Source organism: Mesorhizobium sp. P2_B5 (assembly GCF_056404775.1).
In genome coordinates this window covers 40,463-56,316 of the sequence record NZ_JBFUDJ010000012.1, presented here as the reverse complement: position 1 = coordinate 56,316, position 15,854 = coordinate 40,463, and the positions used below count along the sequence as shown (strand labels likewise).

Below are 15,854 nucleotides of genomic sequence, written 5' to 3'. Positions count from 1 at the left end.
CATTCCAGCTTGGTTTCCTCGCCCGTCGCGCCGACTCAGGCCTTCGCTCACTTCCCCTGCTGCTTCAGGAACTGGCTGAGCAGATCCACCGGTAGCGGGAACACCACCGTGGACGAGCGCTCGCCGGCGATGTCGTGCAAAGCCTCGAAATAGCGCAGCTGCATGGCCTGCGGCTCGGCCGCCAGCATCCGGCCCGCCTCGACCAGTTTCGCCGCCGCCTGCTGCTCGCCCTCGGCATTGATCACCTTGGCGCGCCGCAGCCGTTCCGCCTCGGCCTGCTTGGCGATGGCGCGGATCATGTTCTCGTTGAGGTCGACATGCTTGATCTCGACATTGGACACCTTGATGCCCCAGGCATCGGTGCGCTGGTCGAGGATCTCCTGGATGTCGCTGTTGAGCTTGTCGCGCTCGGCCAGCATCTCGTCGAGCTCATGCTTGCCGAGCACCGAGCGCAGCGTGGTCTGCGCCAGCTGGTTGGTGGCGGCCATGAAGTCCTCGACCTGGATGACCGCCCGCTCGGCATCGACGATGCGGAAATAGAGCACCGCGTTGACCTTCACCGAGACGTTGTCGCGCGAAATGACGTCCTGCGGCGGCACGTCCTGCACCACGACGCGCAGGTCGACCTTCACCATCTGCTGGACGAAGGGGACGAGGAGGATGAGACCGGGACCCTTGACCCCCGTGAAGCGGCCGAGCGTGAAGACCACGCCGCGCTGGTATTCCCTGAGGATGCGGATGGCCGCGGACAGGAAGATGACCACGACCAGCGCAAGCAACAGATAGGCCACGTAACCGATGCTCATTGTTTTGCTCCGTTCCTTGCCGCATCGCGCCGCCGCACGGTCAGCACGAGGTCGCTGACATCGGTGACCTCGACGCTGTCGCCGGGTGCGATGGGCTCGTCGGCCTTCGCCCGCCAGCGCTCGCCCAAGGCCAGCACATGGCCCTCACCGCCCTGCCAGTCGAGGATCTCGGCGGGCTGGCCGCGCATGGCCTCGCCGCCGACGCGCGGCGGGTTCTTGCGCGCCGCCCAGACAAAGGTGCCGGTCAGCAGCGCCAGCCCCAGCGTCAGCGCCGCGGCGGGGCCGATGACGGCCCAGGACATGGCGAAGCCCGGCCCCTGAGTCTTGAGCAGCATGGCGGCGCCGAGCAGGAAGGCGGCGACGCCGCCGAATCCAAGCACGACGGTGGGATTGACGGCCTCGACGACGAGGAAGGCAACACCGAGCAGCATCAGGGCAAGGCCGGTATAGTTGATCGGCAGGAGATTGAGCGCATAGAGGCCGAGCACGAGGCAGATCGTGCCGATGACGCCGGGCGCGACCGCGCCGGGGCTGGTGAACTCGAAGACAATACCGTACACGCCGACCAGCATCAGGATGATCGCGATGTTCGGATCGGTGATGACGGAGAGCAGCCGGATGAACCAGCCGGGCTCCAGCGTTTCGACCGGCAGGCCCTTGGTCGCCAGCACCTGTTTCTTGCCGGCCACATCGACCGTGCGCCCATCGGCCAGTTGCAGGAGCTCGGTGGTGTCGCGGGCCACAAAGTCGATGACATGCTCCTGCAGCGCCGCGTTGGCCGACAGGCTCGCCGCCTCGCGCACGGCCTTTTCGCCCCAGTCGGCATTGCGCCCGCGCAGTTCGGCGAGCGAGCGGATCAAGGCGACCGCATCATTGGTTACCTTGGCCATCATGGCGTCGCTCGCCGGCCGCCCGGTGGCGTCCTTCTCCTCGCCCTTGTTCTTGTCGCCGCCGGGAAGCGACGGCAGCCCGCCCATCTCGACCGGCGTCGCCGCGCCCAGATTGGTGCCGGGCGCCATCGCAGCCACATGGGTGGCATAGAGGATATAGGTGCCGGCACTCGCCGCATGGCCGCCGGCCGGCGCGACATAGCCGATGACAGGCACCGGCGAAGCCAGGATGTCGGCGATCATCTCGCGCATCGAAGTGACCAGCCCGCCAGGCGTGTCGAGCTGAAGGATGAGGACTTCGGCGTCCCGCCTGGCGGCAACATCAAGCGCTTCCTTGAGTTGCCTGGTACTTGCCGGCCCGATGGCGCCGTCGATGGCGACGCTCAGCGCGACCTTCTCGCTCTCGGCTGATGAGAAGGGAGAAACGACAGCCGCGACAACGAAGGCCGCAGCAAAAAGGGCCACCCGCGCGAAGGTCACGCTCAAAGCTCCATAGATTCAATATGGGTTGTATTTTGGCGAAGTCCATGGGGAGTGGTGCCGATGATTGGCGAACGCGGCTGAGCGCGCAATCTCAGGGGGAGATTGCGCCCGCAGCAGTTTTCGCCAACTATCGGCGTAACGCCCGGCTTCAGTTATTCTCTGTGATCCGGGCCGCGGATGCCTGGGTGGCCTGGGGGAGACCATGAGAAGGGGATTGGTGAAATTCATCGTGGCCGTCGCGGCCACACTCCAGGCCGCGCAGCCGGTGTTTGCGGCAGCGTGCGGCTGGACCGCGAAGATGGAGGAAGACGAGGGCGGCAGCGTGCTGACGGCCTCGGTGTGCGGCGGACCGAAGGCCGATGCGCATCTGATGCTGGTCTGTTTCGACAAGCCGGTGCTGAGCTACGATCTCGGCGCCTCGGGCCAGCAGCTGGAGCCTGGCATCAGCGGCTCCTTCACCTTCAAGGCCGGCGACAAGAGCGTCACCAAAACACTCCAACTCGAGGCGATGTACAATTATTTCACGCTGGAATTGTCAGGCGCGGCCGACCCGCTGCTCGCCTTGTTGCGAGGCAAGGGCGACGTCACGGTTACAGCCGACAAATACGGCGAGAACAGCTTTCCGTTGACGGGGTCGAGCGCTGCCATCGGCAAGGTGCTGGCGCAGTGCGGCAAGGGTTCAGCTGGCGACGCTGACTGAGGCCATAGCCCTGACCGAATTACTGCATGGAGATGGCGGGCTTTGAGCCCGCCATTTTGTTTGCCGGTGAAGAGGCCCACCCCTTGCGTCTCGCCCCGCGATTGACCAATCTCGCCGACACTGTCATGAGCCGCGGTCGGGGGATCGCATATGCCTACGCTCTATGCACTGAAACCGGCCTTTCAGGCCAGGTTGCGGCCGCTGGCCGACCGGCTGGCCGGCGCCGGCGTCACCGCCAACCAGATCACGCTTCTTGCCGCCGCGCTCTCCATCGCCACCGGCCTGGTGGTTGCCATCCTTGCCTTCTATCCCTTGGTTTTCCTTTTGATGCCGGTGGTGCTGTTCGTGCGCATGGCGCTCAACGCCATTGATGGGATGCTGGCCAGGGAACACGGGCAGGCCTCGAAACTCGGCATGTATCTCAACGAACTCTGCGACGTCGTCTCCGACCTGGCGCTGATCCTGGCCTTCGCCACTTTGTTCCCGGCCTGGGGCGTCGTGGCCTTCGCCATCGCCGCCGTGCTTGTCGAGTTCGCCGGCGTGCTCGGCGTCGCTGCCGGAAGCGGGCGCAACTATACCGGCCCGTTCGGCAAGAGCGACCGGGCGCTGATGCTCGGTGTCATCGGCTTCCTCATCGCTTGCGGCCTGTGGATCGAGGTGGTCGCGCCCTTTGTGTTTCCGGTCTTGGCTACACTGTCTGTGGTAACCGCCATCAACCGGATACGCAGCGGCCTTAGAGCGGGCGACGCCTGATGCCGAAGCGTCAGGGACCCGGCCGCCAGAGGGAAACCATGATCCACCAGACCATCGCTGCTGCAGCACCGGCAAGCCTCGAGCGCGTGGCGCAGGAGCGCACCTTCAAAAGCCATGACGGCACCGAGATTTTTTACCGCTACTGGCCGGCGGTAGGGCCGACACCCAAAGGCGCGATCCTTCTGTTCCATCGCGGCCACGAGCACGGCGGCCGCATGGCGCATCTGGTCGACGAACTCGCCATGCCCGACCATGCCTTCTATGCCTGGGACGCGCGCGGCAATGGCCGCTCGGCCGGCGAGCGCGGCTATGCGCCGTCCTTTGCCGCGCTGGTGCGTGACATCGACTGCCTGGTGCGCGAGATCGGCCGCGATGGTTTTGACCGGCGCGACATCGCGCTGATCGCGCAATCCTTCGGCGCGGTCCTTGCCGCCGCCTGGGTACATGATTATGCGCCCGACATCCGTGCACTGGTGGTGGCCTCGCCGGCCTTTTCTGTAAAGCTATACGTGCCCTTCGCCAAGGAGGGCATTGCGCTGTGGCAGAAGCTCAAGGGCCGCTTCTTCGTCAATTCCTACGTCAAGGCGAAGTTCCTGACGCATGATGCCGAGCGCATCGCTTCCTTCGATGCCGACCCGCTGATCACGCGGCCGATCGCTTCCAACATCCTGGTCGAACTTTATGACCACGCCGCCCGCATCGTCTCGGACGCCCGTGCCATCACCGTGCCGACGCAGCTGTTGATCTCGGGCAGCGACTGGGTGGTGCGGCATGCACCGCAGCACGAATTCTTCGTCAATCTCGGCAGCAGCGCCAAGGAGCGGCATGTGCTGCCCGGCTTTTTCCACGATACGCTGGGCGAACGCGATCGCCGCCAGGCGCTGGACCTTATCCGACCGTTCCTCGAAAAGCAGTTCGCCGCACCGGAAAAGACAATCGACCTGACCTCAGCCGACCGCGTCGGCTACACCCGCGATGAGGCCGAGAAGCTGGCCTCGCCGCTGGCGCTGCTGTCGCCGAAAGGCCTCTACTGGGCCATGAGCCGCGCCTCGATCCGCATGGGCGCCTGGCTGTCTTCGGGTATGAAGACGGGCATTGCCACCGGCTTCGATTCCGGCTCGACGCTGGACTATGTCTACGAGAACGAGGCGCGCGGCACCGGCTTCATCGGCCACATGATCGACCGCACCTTCCTCGACGCCATCGGCTGGCGCGGCATCCGCCAGCGCAAGCTGCATCTGGAAGAGCTGATCGGCAATGCCGTCGCCAGCCTGAAGGCGGCCGGCCGTCCCGTCCACATGCTCGACATCGCCGCCGGCCATGGCCGCTACGTGCTCGATGCCGTCGCCAAATGCGCCGAGCCGCCGGCCAGTGTGCGGCTGCAGGATTATTCCGACATTAATGTCGGGCTGGGCTCGAAACTGATCGCCGACCGGGATTTGCCGACCAGCGTCTCTTTCCGCAAGGCCGACGCCTTCGATGCCGAAATGCTGGCCCGGCTCAATCCGGCGCCGGACCTCGCCATCGTCTCCGGCCTGTACGAATTGTTCGCCGACAACCAGATGATTTCCCGCTCGCTCGCTGGGCTGGCCAGCGCCATGCAGCCCGGCGGCCTGCTGATCTACACCAATCAGCCCTGGCACCCACAGCTGGAAATGATCGCGCGCAGCCTGACCTCGCATCGCGGCGGCCAGGCCTGGGTGATGCGGCGGCGCACGCAAGGCGAGATGGACCAGCTGGTGACGGCGGCCGGTTTCGAGAAGATCGACCAGCGCATCGACCAGTGGGGCATCTTCACTGTTTCAGTCGCTCGGCGCGTCTGAGAACCATGGCCGTGCCTGTGACCGACCCTGCTCCCGCCCCGGCGCGGGAACCCTATTTCGGCATCGTGCTGCGGGCCGCACTTTGGCTGGCGCTGCTGGCGCCGTTCTTCTATTCAACCTATGGCTTTGCCAACTGGCTGGCATCGCGGCGCGACCATGTCGGCAGCATCGTCTTTGCCTGGGAACACGCCATCCCGTTCATCGCCTGGACGATCGTGCCCTACTGGTCGATCAATCTGTTCTATGGCCTGTCGCTGCTGCTCAACACGACCAGACGCGGCGTCGACCGGCTCGCAGGCCGCTATCTGACGGCGCAGGTCGTTGCCGTTTCCTGCTTCATCCTGTTCCCGCTGACGGCGACTTTCGTGCGGCCCACGACTACCGGCCTGCCGGGCTTCCTGTTTGCGGTGCTCGGCGGCTTCGACAAACCCTTCAACCAGGCGCCATCCCTGCACATCGCACTCCTGGTGATCATCTGGGATCACTGGCGTCACGTTCTGGCACGCCACCGTCTCGGCGCCATTCTGAGACCGGTCTGGCATGTCTGGTGCTTTCTCATCGGCGCCTCGGTGCTGACGACCTGGCAGCATCATTTCATCGACATTCCGACCGGCACGCTGCTCGGCCTCTTTGCGCTGTGGCTGTTTCCGGCCAAAGGTGAATTGCCTTTCTGGGGCTTCCGACCGACCGCCGACCCGAAGGCGCGGCGACTGGCGAGCTACTATGCGCTGGGCGCGGTCCTTGCCTTTGCCGGCGCCGCCGGGGGCGCCTTTATCTCGGCCGTCTCGCTCATCCTGCTGTGGCCTGCACTGGCGCTGGCCATCGTCGCCTTCGGCTATGCCGGGGCCGGCGCGAAGGTGTTCCAGAAGGCGGCCGACGGCAGCGTCTCGCTGGCCAGCCGCCTCCTGCTCCTGCCCTACCGGCTTGGCGCCCGGGTCAATGTCTGGGCATGGACCCGCGAACTGGCGCCGCAGTCCGAGATCACCGATAGCGTTTTCTTCGGCCGCTTTCCGACCGCCGACGAGGCCAATCGCTTCGGCACGGTGGTCGACCTAGCCGGCGAACTGGAACGGCCGCGTGGGGTGACCTGCCGCTGGATCAGCTATGCCATGCTCGACCTCGTGGCGCCGCCGCATGACAGGCTGGAGCGGGCGGTGGCGGCGATCGAACTGGCGCGCCGGCGCGGCACCGTGCTGGTCTGCTGCGCGCTCGGCTTCCAGCGCAGTGCGGCGATCGTCGCCGACTGGCTGGTGGTGACCGGGCGCGCGCACACAGCCGCACAGGCGCGCAAGAAACTCGCCGCCTCGGGCCGGCCCGTGCATCTCCACAGCAAGGCGGACGAAGCGGCATGAATGGCGAGAATTTTCCCGAGAAGGCCGAGGTCTTCGCCGCCCGGCTGATGGTGCAGGCCGCATGGCCGATCCTGCTGGTGGTGGCCGCCGTTATGGCAGCGCCGATCATCGGCCTGGTGGCCGCCCCGCAGACGACAGCGCTGTCTGCGGCCGCCTGGCTGGCCGCGGCGGCGAGTGCCGTGGCCACGCTGGCGCTTTCGGCCTTGCTTTTGTTCGACGCGCTGCTGTTCCGGCTGATGGCGAGCCACGCCACCGAGGCCGCCGGCGGCGCCGTGGTCGACGATGTGCTGGCGCGCATGCGCCTGAAACCCGCCGCTGCCGGCGGCCGCTCGCTCGATCATCGCATGGCAGGCACGCAAGGCCTGCTGACAAGACAGCGCATGGCGCTCGCGGTGTTTGCGGCGGCATGCCTCGTCGCGGCGTTTGTTTGAGCCATGACCAAGCTTCACCTTCGCGCCAACACTTTCACCTTGCTGCAGACGGTGACCTCGGTCGGCCTGTCGGCGCTGGCCTGGGTGGTGACCGGTGTGCGGCCAATCTGGAACGGCAGCCAGCCGTCGGAGCGGCAGCGCATCTACTTCGCCAACCATGCCAGCCATGGCGACTTCATCCTTTTGTCGGCCTGCCTCAGCGAAAAGGTGCGCGCCCGCACGCATGCGGTGGCGGCGGCCGAATATTGGGGCAAGTCGCGGCTGCGCCGCTTCATTGCCGAGGACATGCTGTCTTCCGTGCTCATCCACCGGCAATGGACCGACGAAACGCAGCATCCGATCTCGATCATGCTGTCGGTGCTCGACCAGGGACATTCGCTGATCCTGTTTCCCGAGGGCACCCGCAACACATCGGAAGAAGATCTGCTGCCGTTCCGCTCCGGCCTCTACAATCTGTCGATGGCGCGGCCCGACGTCGAACTCATCCCGTGCTGGATCGAGAACATGTCGCGCGTGCTGCCCAAGGGCCAGTTCCTGCCTGTGCCGCTTCTGTGCCGCGTCGTCTTCGGTCCGCCGGTGGCGATCGAACCCGGCGAGGAACGCCGCGCCTTCCTCGAGCGCGCGCGCCAGACGCTGCTATCGCTCGACCCGCGCCCCGATCGGGACGACTAGCCATGATCAGAGACGTCGCATGACACTGCCGCCAATGCATGAAACCGTCATCCTGCTGGTCGGCCTGGTCTGCGTGCTGACAACAGCCAGCATCGTTGCCGGCATCCTGTCGTGGCGGGCGCCGAAGCCGCTGCCCTCGACGCTCGTCAACCTCAACCAGCGCATCAACGCCTGGTGGGTGATGGTGGTGGCGATCACCGTTGCCTTCTTCTTCGGCCGCACCGGCATGACCATCCTGTTTGCACTGATCTCGTTTGCGGCGCTGCGCGAATTCGTGACGCTGACCCACAGCCGGCGCAGCGACCACTGGGTGCTGCTCGGCATGTTCGGCATCATCATCCCCTACCAGTACTGGCTGGTGTGGACCGCCTGGTACGGGCTCTTCACCATCTTCATCCCGGTCTACTGCTTCCTCTTGATGCCGGCGATCACCGCGCTCAACGGCGACACCGAGCGCTTCCTCGAGCGCGTGTCCGCACAGCAATGGGCGGTCATGATCTCGGTCTACTGCGTCAGCCACGTGCCGGCACTGCTGACGCTGAACGTGCCCGGTTTCGAGGGCCGCAACCTGTTGCTCATCGCCTTCCTGATCATCACCGTGCAAGGCAGCGACGTCTTCCAGTATATTTTCGGCAAGCTGTTCGGCCGGCATCTGCTGTCGCCCTCCGTCTCGCCGTCAAAGACCTGGGAAGGGCTGGTCGGTGGGCTGGTGGCGTCGAGCCTGCTCGGCGCGCTGTTGTCGTTCCTCACGCCGTTCTCGCCGCTGGCAGCGGCAGGCGTCGCCTTCATCGCCTGCCTGATGGGATTTCTCGGCGGTCTGGTCGCGTCCGCCATCAAGCGCGACCAGGGCGTCAAGGACTGGGGCCACCTCATTGAAGGCCATGGCGGCATGATGGACCGCGCCGACAGCCTGGTCTTCGCCGCCCCGGTGTTCTTTCACATCGTCCGCTATTTCTGGACGGTGTGAGCGGAAGCGCGCTCCTTCACTCGCGGATCGCGCGGCCCGCCTGCTGCAGCAGTTCGAAAGCGGCGAAGCGCTTGTCGTGCCAGGGCACGAGATCGCCGCCGGTCGGGCGATAGATGTCGCCGATGCGCGACATGCCAGTCATCGCCGCTGTTACGTCGGGATATTTTTCCGCCGCCACTGCGGCCAATATGGCCGAGCCGAGCAGCACCGGCTCCGGCGAGGTCGATCCGGCGACGGTCAGCCCTGTCGTGTCGGCCAGCAGCTGGCGCACCAGGTCGCTTTGCGCGGCGCCGCCGCTGACGACGATGGTGTCGATGGCGATGCCCTTGTTGGCCATCGCCGCCACGATCTGGCGCACGCCATAGCCGATGCCCAGCAGGCCGGCGACATAGAGCGCGACCAGGCTGTCGAGAGACGTATCCATCCCGAGCCCGGCGATCAGCGCCTTGGATTCAGGATCGGCGAAGGGTGAGCGGTTGCCGAGGAATTCCGGCACGACATGCAGCCCTTCGGCAAGGCGCGCCACTGCGGGCAGATCAGCGGACTTCGTCGTCGCCCGCCGGCCAAGCCAGGCCGTCAGGCCGAGACCTTCCGCCCTGGCTTTTGCGGATGCTTCCGCCGAGGCCGGATGGAAAGCGACGAGATGGTCGATCGCCGCACCCGCCGCCGACTGGCCGCCTTCGTTGAGCCACAGGCCCGGCACCATCGAGGAGAAATACGGCCCCCAGACGCCCGGCACGAAGGCCGGCTCGCTGGTGCTGGCCATGGTGCAGGCCGACGTGCCGAAAACATAGGCCATGCGCGACTGCAGCGTGCCGACCGAACCGGTGCCGCCAACCGTGCCGACACCGCCGGCATGCGCATCGATCAGGCCGGCTGCGACCGGCGTTCCCGGCAGCAGGCCGAGATCGACGGCCGCCGCCTCGGTGAGGCCCTGAGCCAGCGCGGTGCCGCCTTCGACCACTTCGGTGCCGATGCGCGCGAAGCCTTCGTCGGCGAGCGCACCCAGACCGATGGCACGGAAATACGCGTCGTCCCAGCGCCGCTCATGGCCGAGATAGGTCCATTTGCAGGTCAGCGTGCAGATCGAGCGTTCCAGGCTGCCGGTCGATCGCCAGGTCAGATAGTCGGTCAGGTCGAAGAAATGCTCCGCTGCATCGAAGGTCGCGGGCAGGTTCTCGCGCAGCCACAGCAGCTTCGGCGTTTCCATCTCCGGCGAGATGGTGCCGCCGACATAGTCGAGCACGGCGTGCTTGCCGGCATTGATGCGCTGCGCCTGGTCGAGCGCGCGGTGATCCATCCAGACAATGATATTGCGTTCGTTATCGCCGGACCGGCCGACCGGCAACGGCGCGCCGCCCTTGCCGATCACAACCAGCGAGCAGGTGGCGTCGAAGCCGATGCCGGCAATGTCGCGCCCGGCGAGCCCCGACTTCGTCACCGCCTCGCGCACGCTGGCACAGACTGCGCACCAGATGTCCTCGCTCGACTGCTCGGCGACTTCGCCGGGTTCGATGAACAGAGCGATGTCGCGCTTGGCCGAGGCGAGCATGGTGCCCTTGCTATCGAACACCCCTGCCCTGGCGCTGCCGGTGCCGACGTCGATGCCGAGGAAGTGGGACATGGGGGGACCTCGAGTGAGTAGGGCAGTAGGGCAGTAGGGCAGTAGGGCAGTAGGGCAGTAGGGCAGTAGGGAGATTGTCAGTCGTGAACGGTCGGCCGCAAGGGCAAAGGTCCCTCACCTACTGCCTTACTGCCCTACTCCCTCAAAGATCATTGCTCTGCGGCAGGATCACCAGATCGCGAATGGTGACGTTCCTTGGCCGCGTCAGCATGAACAGCACGGCTTCGGCCACCTCGACGGGCTGAATCAGGCCGCCCTTGGCCAGTTCATCATCAAGCTTATCCTTCGGCCAATCGCTGATCAGCGCCGTCACCACTGGCCCCGGCTGCACCGCGCCGACGCGCAGGCCGTGCGGGGCGACCTGCCGGCGCACGGTGTGGACGAAGGCCTGCACGGCATGCTTGGAGGCGGTGTAGATCGGCTCCCAGACGACCGGCACCAGTCCGGCGATCGAAGAGGTAACGATGATGTCGCCGGTCTTGCGTTCGACCATATGTGGCAGCACGGCGTGGATGGAACGGAACACCGCATTGATGTTGAGGTTCAGCACCCGGTCCCATGTATCGGGATCACCGTCGAGCACCGGGCCGCCGACATAGGCGCCGGCATTGGCGTGGAAGATATCGAGCTGGCCGGCCTTCTCCAGAATCTGCGGCATCATCGTCGCGACGCTGGCCGGCTTCATCAGATCGATGACCAGCGGGATGGCATTGGGACCGAGTTCGGCGCAGACGCTTTTCAAGGCGTCTTCGGCGCGATCGACCAGCACGACGCGGACGCCGGCGGCAATCAGCGCTCGAGCACATTCCAGCCCGATGCCCGAGGCGGCGCCGGTGATCGCCGCGACTTTTCCACTCAAATCCTGAGCCATTTTATCCTCGAGTTATGATTGCGTTCAGGCGCGGCCGTGGGAAACCCGCGAGCGGCGTGCCAGGGAGTCGACGATGACCGCGATCGCCAGAACGGCGCCGGTGATCATGTAGCGAAGCGACGACGACAGATCGAGCAAGGTTAGCCCGCTGGCGATCGACTGGATGACGATGATGCCGAGCAGCGCGGAGTAGGCACTGCCGCGGCCGCCGAACAGGCTGGTACCGCCGATGACCGCCGCCGCGATGGCATTGAGGTTGACGTCGCCGGTGCCGGCCTGCTGGCTGGCCGAGGCCAGCCGCGCCGCCGACAGCACGCCGCCGAGAGCGGCGAACATCGAACACATGACGAAAGCGCTGAGATAGATCGAGCGCACCTTGATGCCGGCGCGGCGCGCCGCTTCGCGGTTGCCGCCGACGGCGGTCATCGAGCGGCCCCATTGGGTGCGGGTCAGCGCATAGTTCATCGCCACCACCAGGCCGACGAACAGGCCGAACATCCACGGTATGCCGCGCGCCTGGTTGAGATAGCCGACGATCAGCTCGAGCAGGATGGTCAAGGCGGCGACCCGCACGATGAGGCCGCCGACCGACGGCGCCGACAAATTCACGGCGCGGCGGCGGCTGACAGTGCGCAGGCCGGTGATCAGCATGACGATGCCGGGAACTGCGGCCAGCGCATAGGAGAGCCAATCCGGCATGACCAGCAACTGGCCGAAATTCACCAGGTTCGAGCCATAGGGCAGATTGATCGAGCCAGTGGAGCCCAGGATGTAGAGCTGCAGGCCGAGCACGGCGAGCAGGCCGGCGAGCGTCGAGACGAAGCTCGGCATGCCGAGCCGGTTGAACAGCAAAGCGTAGAGCGCGCCGATGAAGCCGCCGACAGCGAGTGCAGCGACAATCGCGAGCGCCACCGGCCAGCCCTGGTTGACCCACAGCGTACCGACCATGGCGGAGGCAAAGCCGCTGATCGAGCCGACCGACAGGTCGATCTCGCCGACCATCAGCACGCAGACGATGCCGAGCGCGATGACGCCGACGGTCGAGCAGTCGAACAGCAGATTGACCAGGTTGCTCGACGAGACGAAGACCGGGTTGAGGGCGGTGAACACGCTCCAGATGATGACGAGACCAACGATCACCGGCAGCGAGCCGAGGTCGCCGGAGCGGACGCGGTCGAAGAAGGCGCTGATCGCGCCACCGACGCCGGCCTGGTGCTTGACGCGCACGTCGCTGCGGTCGAGTGCCGTCGACGAGGAGATGTCCTGCTTGGGCTCCGCGCTCATGGCCGCTGCTCCAGATTGTGCGCTTGTTCGGCTGCCTTGCGCCGTTCGGCGCGGCGCGACACCGCGTTGTTGGCGGCGCCGGTGATGGCGCTGACCAGGTCCTGGTTGGAGGCGTCGGGTTCGAATACGCCGTTGTTGCGCCCGAGCCGAAGCACGACGATGCGGTCGGCGACGGCGCGCACGTCTTCCATATTGTGGCTGATCATCAACACGCCGAGGCCTCGTTCACGCACCCGGTCGATGAGGTTCAGCACCTCCGCCGTCTGGGCGACGCCGAGCGCGGCGGTCGGCTCATCGAGCAGGATGACCTTTGGGTCGAGCAGCAGCGAGCGGGCAATCGCCACGGTCTGGCGCTGGCCGCCGGACAGCGAGGCGACAGCCTCGCGCACGCTTGGAATGCGCGCCGACAATTCGTTGAGCAGCGTCCAGGCGCGGATTTCCATCGCCACCTCGTCCAGCCGCAGCGGGCTGAGCTCCTTGCCGAGAAAAATGTTGGCGACGACATCGAGGTTTTCGCACAGCGCCAGATCCTGGAAGACGGTGGCGATGCCAAGCGTCAAGGCAGCGCTCGGGTCGGGCATGGTCACTTGCTTGCCGCGGAAATTGATGGTGCCCGAGGTCGGCTGGTGGACGCCGGCGAGGATCTTGACCAGCGTCGACTTGCCGGCGCCATTGTCGCCGACCAGCGCCACCACCTCGCCGGCATGGACGTCGAGATCGATGTCAGTGAGCGCCGAAACGGCGCCGAAATTCTTCGAAATGCCGCGCAGGCTGAGCACCAGCTCACCCGCCGAAACCGGTCCGTCAGAGATGTCAGACATAGTGGCAAACCTTTCCGGATGACCGGTCAAGAGTGGCTGCGGACTTCCGGCCGCCGCAAAGGCAGCCGGAAGTCAGGGTCAGGATAATCCGATCAGTTGGTGATGCCGAGCTTCTTGCAGCCTTCGGCGTAACGGTCGACGCAGAGCTCTTCGGCGGTGTTGATCTTCTTGTCGATGATCTCGGCCTTGAGGTTTTCCTGCGTCACCACCGCCGGCGTGAACAGCTGCGAAGGGGTGTCGTAGAGGGTCATTTCGGCCTTCGGCGTCTCGCCCGACAGAAGCTGGATGGCGACGTTGGCGGCAGCAGCGGCCACGATCTCGCTGGGCTTGGAGATGGTGTTGTACTGGTCGCCGGCGATGATCAGCTGCAGGGCGGCGATGGTCGCATCATTGCCGGTGACCGGCGGCACCGGATCGACGCCGGCTGCCTTGAAGGCGGCGATGGCGCCACCGCCGGTCCCGTCATTGGCGGCGACGACGCCGACGATCTGGGTGGAGAAGCGGGTGATCTGGCCGCTTGCCCATTGCTGCGCCTTCGGCGGCGCCCATTCCGGCGTGTCGTATTCAGCCAGGATCTTGTAGCCGCTGTTGTCGAGGCTCGAGTGAATGCCCTTCTTGATCAGCCCGGCGGCCGCGTCGGTCGGCGAACCGTTGATCTGCAGCAGGCCGCCGCTGGCCGGATCGACCTTGAGCGCCTTGAGGTGTTCTACCAGCGAGTCGGCGATGGCCTTGCCGATGCCTTCATTGTTGAACGAGACGTAGAAGTCGGCCGGTGCCGTCGGGATCGGCCGGTCATAGGCAATGACCTTGACGCCCTGGCTCTGCGCCAGCTTGACCAGCGAGGCAGCAGCGGTCGAGTCGACCGGGTCGAGCACGATCGCCTTGGCGCCTTGCGAGATCACCGAGTTGAACTGCTGCTGCTGGCGTGAGGCGTCGGCATCGGCGTTCTGGTAGATCACCTTGCAGCCGGGGCACAGCTTTTTCATCTCGGCGGCAAAGCCGGGATAGTCGTGCTGCTCGTAGCGCGTCGAGGCCTGGTCGGGCATCAGGAAGGCGACCGTGGCATCGGTGACAGGGGCTGCAAAGGCGGCGGTGCCGCTGAGGAGAGAAAGCGTGAGCGCAATGGCTCCCGTCGAAGCAAATTTGGTCATTCTGATATCTCCGTTTCAATTGTTTCACGAAGCCCTGTCACCACATGGCGCGCCGGGCCTTGACTGCAAGTCGAACTGTTGCGAGGGATGACGACGCACTTGATCCGTGCTGCGCATCCTCTTGATATCGCTGGATTTCAGGACAAGCGATCTCCAGCACGGGGCACCTCCAACGCACGCCCCGCGTCCTTTCTTCCCAAAATGTCTAAAGCTCCTCCCGGTCCTCCCTGTTAGGCGGCAATCTCCGCACTGATGTTTTCCGCCAGCAAGGCCCTGAAGCGCGAAGGCGACATGCCTTTCTGCGTCAGGAACTGGCGGTTGAAATTCGAGATGTTGTTGTAGCCGGCGGCGTAGCAGATCTCGGTGATCGGCATGTCGGCCTCGCTCATCAGCAACTGACAGGCGAGGTTGATGCGCAGCCGGTTGACATATTGCACCAGCGCCATGCCGGTGTGGCGGCGGAAGCTGCGCGAAAACGCGCTCGGGCTGCGCCCGGCAATCGCCGCCAGATCGCTCTCGCTGAACGGCTCCGTCAGATTAGCATTGATATAGGCAAGCGCCTTGTTGACGCCGGCCGACATGAAGCCGGAGGGATCGGGCAGATAGCTGGCGCTGGTCAGCGTCCGCACATCCGCGGCGCGGCTCAGAATGTCAATGAGCTCCATGAACAAAGCGATTCGGCGCACGCCTTGCGCTTCGACCAGTTCGGCCAGCACAGGTGTGGCAAGCTTAGCTGTGGCAGTGGAGAACAAAGCGCCGCGGCGGCTGAGCTCGAGGATGGGCGCGCAGCCGGCAAGCTCCGGCAGCGCCGTCGTGGCATCGGCAATGAACTCTTGCGAGAATTGCACGACGCGGCCGCGCAGCGGCACGCTGGTGCCAGGCGGAACGTCGCTGACCCAATTGTGCGGCAGGTTCGGGCCGGTGAGCACGAGGTTGCCGGGCTCGAACTCGCCGATGAAGTCGCCGACGAAATAGCGGCCTGACGTCGCGACGACATGATGGATTTCGTATTCGGGATGGAAGTGCCAGCGCACGGTGTGGAAGGGGTAGCCGTGGGCCCAGGCCTTGAACGACTCGCCACGTCTGATCTGGACGACTTCCAAGTCCGGATTCATGTCAGTTCCTCCCGGCGCCGGTCCGGTCATGCGACCAGTTGCAGTGCCCTCTCCCGCAGGCCGCGTTTGCCGCTCTCTGCAGTGATCAAAGCTTAGGCGGCAATCGGCGAC

General features: G+C 65.4%; 15 protein-coding genes. 7 read left to right on the top strand and 8 right to left on the bottom strand.

Going from position 1 to position 15,854, the window contains the following annotated elements:
* Positions 1 to 47 precede the first annotated feature (47 nt).
* Together AC1D1N_RS27465 and AC1D1N_RS27460 are read right to left on the bottom strand one after the other, a co-directional pair.
* A complete protein-coding gene (locus AC1D1N_RS27465; protein WP_436259292.1) occupies positions 48 to 806 on the bottom strand; it encodes a slipin family protein in 759 nt (252 codons plus the stop codon).
* Positions 803 to 2,176, bottom strand: a complete 1,374-nt coding sequence (locus AC1D1N_RS27460; RefSeq protein WP_477352252.1) for an NfeD family protein — start codon at positions 2,174 to 2,176, stop codon at positions 803 to 805. The genes AC1D1N_RS27465 and AC1D1N_RS27460 overlap by 4 nt, the downstream gene beginning before the upstream one ends.
* Positions 2,177 to 2,396: 220 nt before the next feature.
* Here AC1D1N_RS27460 and AC1D1N_RS27455 point away from each other — a divergent pair, with 220 nt between their 5' ends.
* The 7 genes from AC1D1N_RS27455 (at position 2,397) to AC1D1N_RS27425 (ending at position 8,877) form a co-directional block, all read left to right on the top strand.
* A complete protein-coding gene (locus tag AC1D1N_RS27455) occupies positions 2,397 to 2,879 on the top strand; it encodes a hypothetical protein (protein ID WP_477352250.1) in 483 nt (160 codons plus the stop codon).
* Positions 2,880 to 3,029: 150 nt separating this feature from the next.
* On the top strand, positions 3,030 to 3,632 hold the full coding sequence (locus AC1D1N_RS27450; RefSeq protein WP_477352248.1) for a CDP-alcohol phosphatidyltransferase family protein: 603 nt from the start codon (positions 3,030 to 3,032) through the stop codon (positions 3,630 to 3,632).
* 41 nt (positions 3,633 to 3,673) lie between these two features.
* Complete coding sequence (locus tag AC1D1N_RS27445) at positions 3,674 to 5,455, top strand: bifunctional alpha/beta hydrolase/class I SAM-dependent methyltransferase (RefSeq protein WP_477352405.1); 1,782 nt, start codon at positions 3,674 to 3,676, stop codon at positions 5,453 to 5,455.
* 5 nt (positions 5,456 to 5,460) lie between these two features.
* Positions 5,461 to 6,807: a phosphatase PAP2/dual specificity phosphatase family protein gene (locus AC1D1N_RS27440; protein ID WP_477352246.1), complete on the top strand. Its 1,347-nt coding sequence runs from the start codon at positions 5,461 to 5,463 to the stop codon at positions 6,805 to 6,807.
* Positions 6,804 to 7,238, top strand: a complete 435-nt coding sequence (locus tag AC1D1N_RS27435; RefSeq protein ID WP_477352244.1) for a hypothetical protein — start codon at positions 6,804 to 6,806, stop codon at positions 7,236 to 7,238. The genes AC1D1N_RS27440 and AC1D1N_RS27435 overlap by 4 nt, the downstream gene beginning before the upstream one ends.
* 3 nt (positions 7,239 to 7,241) lie before the next feature.
* Entirely contained in the window at positions 7,242 to 7,910 is a 669-nt protein-coding gene (locus AC1D1N_RS27430) for a lysophospholipid acyltransferase family protein (RefSeq protein ID WP_112567450.1), read from the top strand.
* A 34-nt stretch (positions 7,911 to 7,944) separates the two neighbouring features.
* The gene (locus AC1D1N_RS27425; RefSeq protein WP_436261951.1) at positions 7,945 to 8,877 is read left to right on the top strand and encodes a phosphatidate cytidylyltransferase; all 933 of its coding nucleotides are present in this window, start codon (positions 7,945 to 7,947) and stop codon (positions 8,875 to 8,877) included.
* Positions 8,878 to 8,893: 16 nt separating this feature from the next.
* On the opposite strand, the gene AC1D1N_RS27420 is transcribed toward AC1D1N_RS27425, so the two are convergent.
* From AC1D1N_RS27420 to AC1D1N_RS27395, 6 genes are all read right to left on the bottom strand, one after another.
* Entirely contained in the window at positions 8,894 to 10,501 is a 1,608-nt protein-coding gene (locus tag AC1D1N_RS27420; protein WP_477352242.1) for an FGGY-family carbohydrate kinase, read from the bottom strand.
* A 142-nt stretch (positions 10,502 to 10,643) separates the two neighbouring features.
* Positions 10,644 to 11,372: an SDR family oxidoreductase gene (locus AC1D1N_RS27415; RefSeq protein ID WP_436259285.1), complete on the bottom strand. Its 729-nt coding sequence runs from the start codon at positions 11,370 to 11,372 to the stop codon at positions 10,644 to 10,646.
* 24 nt (positions 11,373 to 11,396) lie between these two features.
* Positions 11,397 to 12,656 carry a sugar ABC transporter permease gene (locus AC1D1N_RS27410; protein WP_192248854.1) on the bottom strand — a complete coding sequence of 420 codons (1,260 nt, stop codon included), beginning with the start codon at positions 12,654 to 12,656 and terminating at the stop codon, positions 11,397 to 11,399.
* A complete protein-coding gene (locus AC1D1N_RS27405; protein WP_477352239.1) occupies positions 12,653 to 13,477 on the bottom strand; it encodes an ATP-binding cassette domain-containing protein in 825 nt (274 codons plus the stop codon). The genes AC1D1N_RS27410 and AC1D1N_RS27405 overlap by 4 nt, the downstream gene beginning before the upstream one ends.
* A 92-nt stretch (positions 13,478 to 13,569) precedes the next feature.
* A complete protein-coding gene (locus AC1D1N_RS27400; RefSeq protein WP_477352237.1) occupies positions 13,570 to 14,628 on the bottom strand; it encodes an ABC transporter substrate-binding protein in 1,059 nt (352 codons plus the stop codon).
* A gap of 230 nt (positions 14,629 to 14,858) precedes the next feature.
* The gene (locus tag AC1D1N_RS27395) at positions 14,859 to 15,743 is read right to left on the bottom strand and encodes an AraC family transcriptional regulator (protein ID WP_477352235.1); all 885 of its coding nucleotides are present in this window, start codon (positions 15,741 to 15,743) and stop codon (positions 14,859 to 14,861) included.
* Between the last annotated feature and the right edge of the window lie 111 nt (positions 15,744 to 15,854).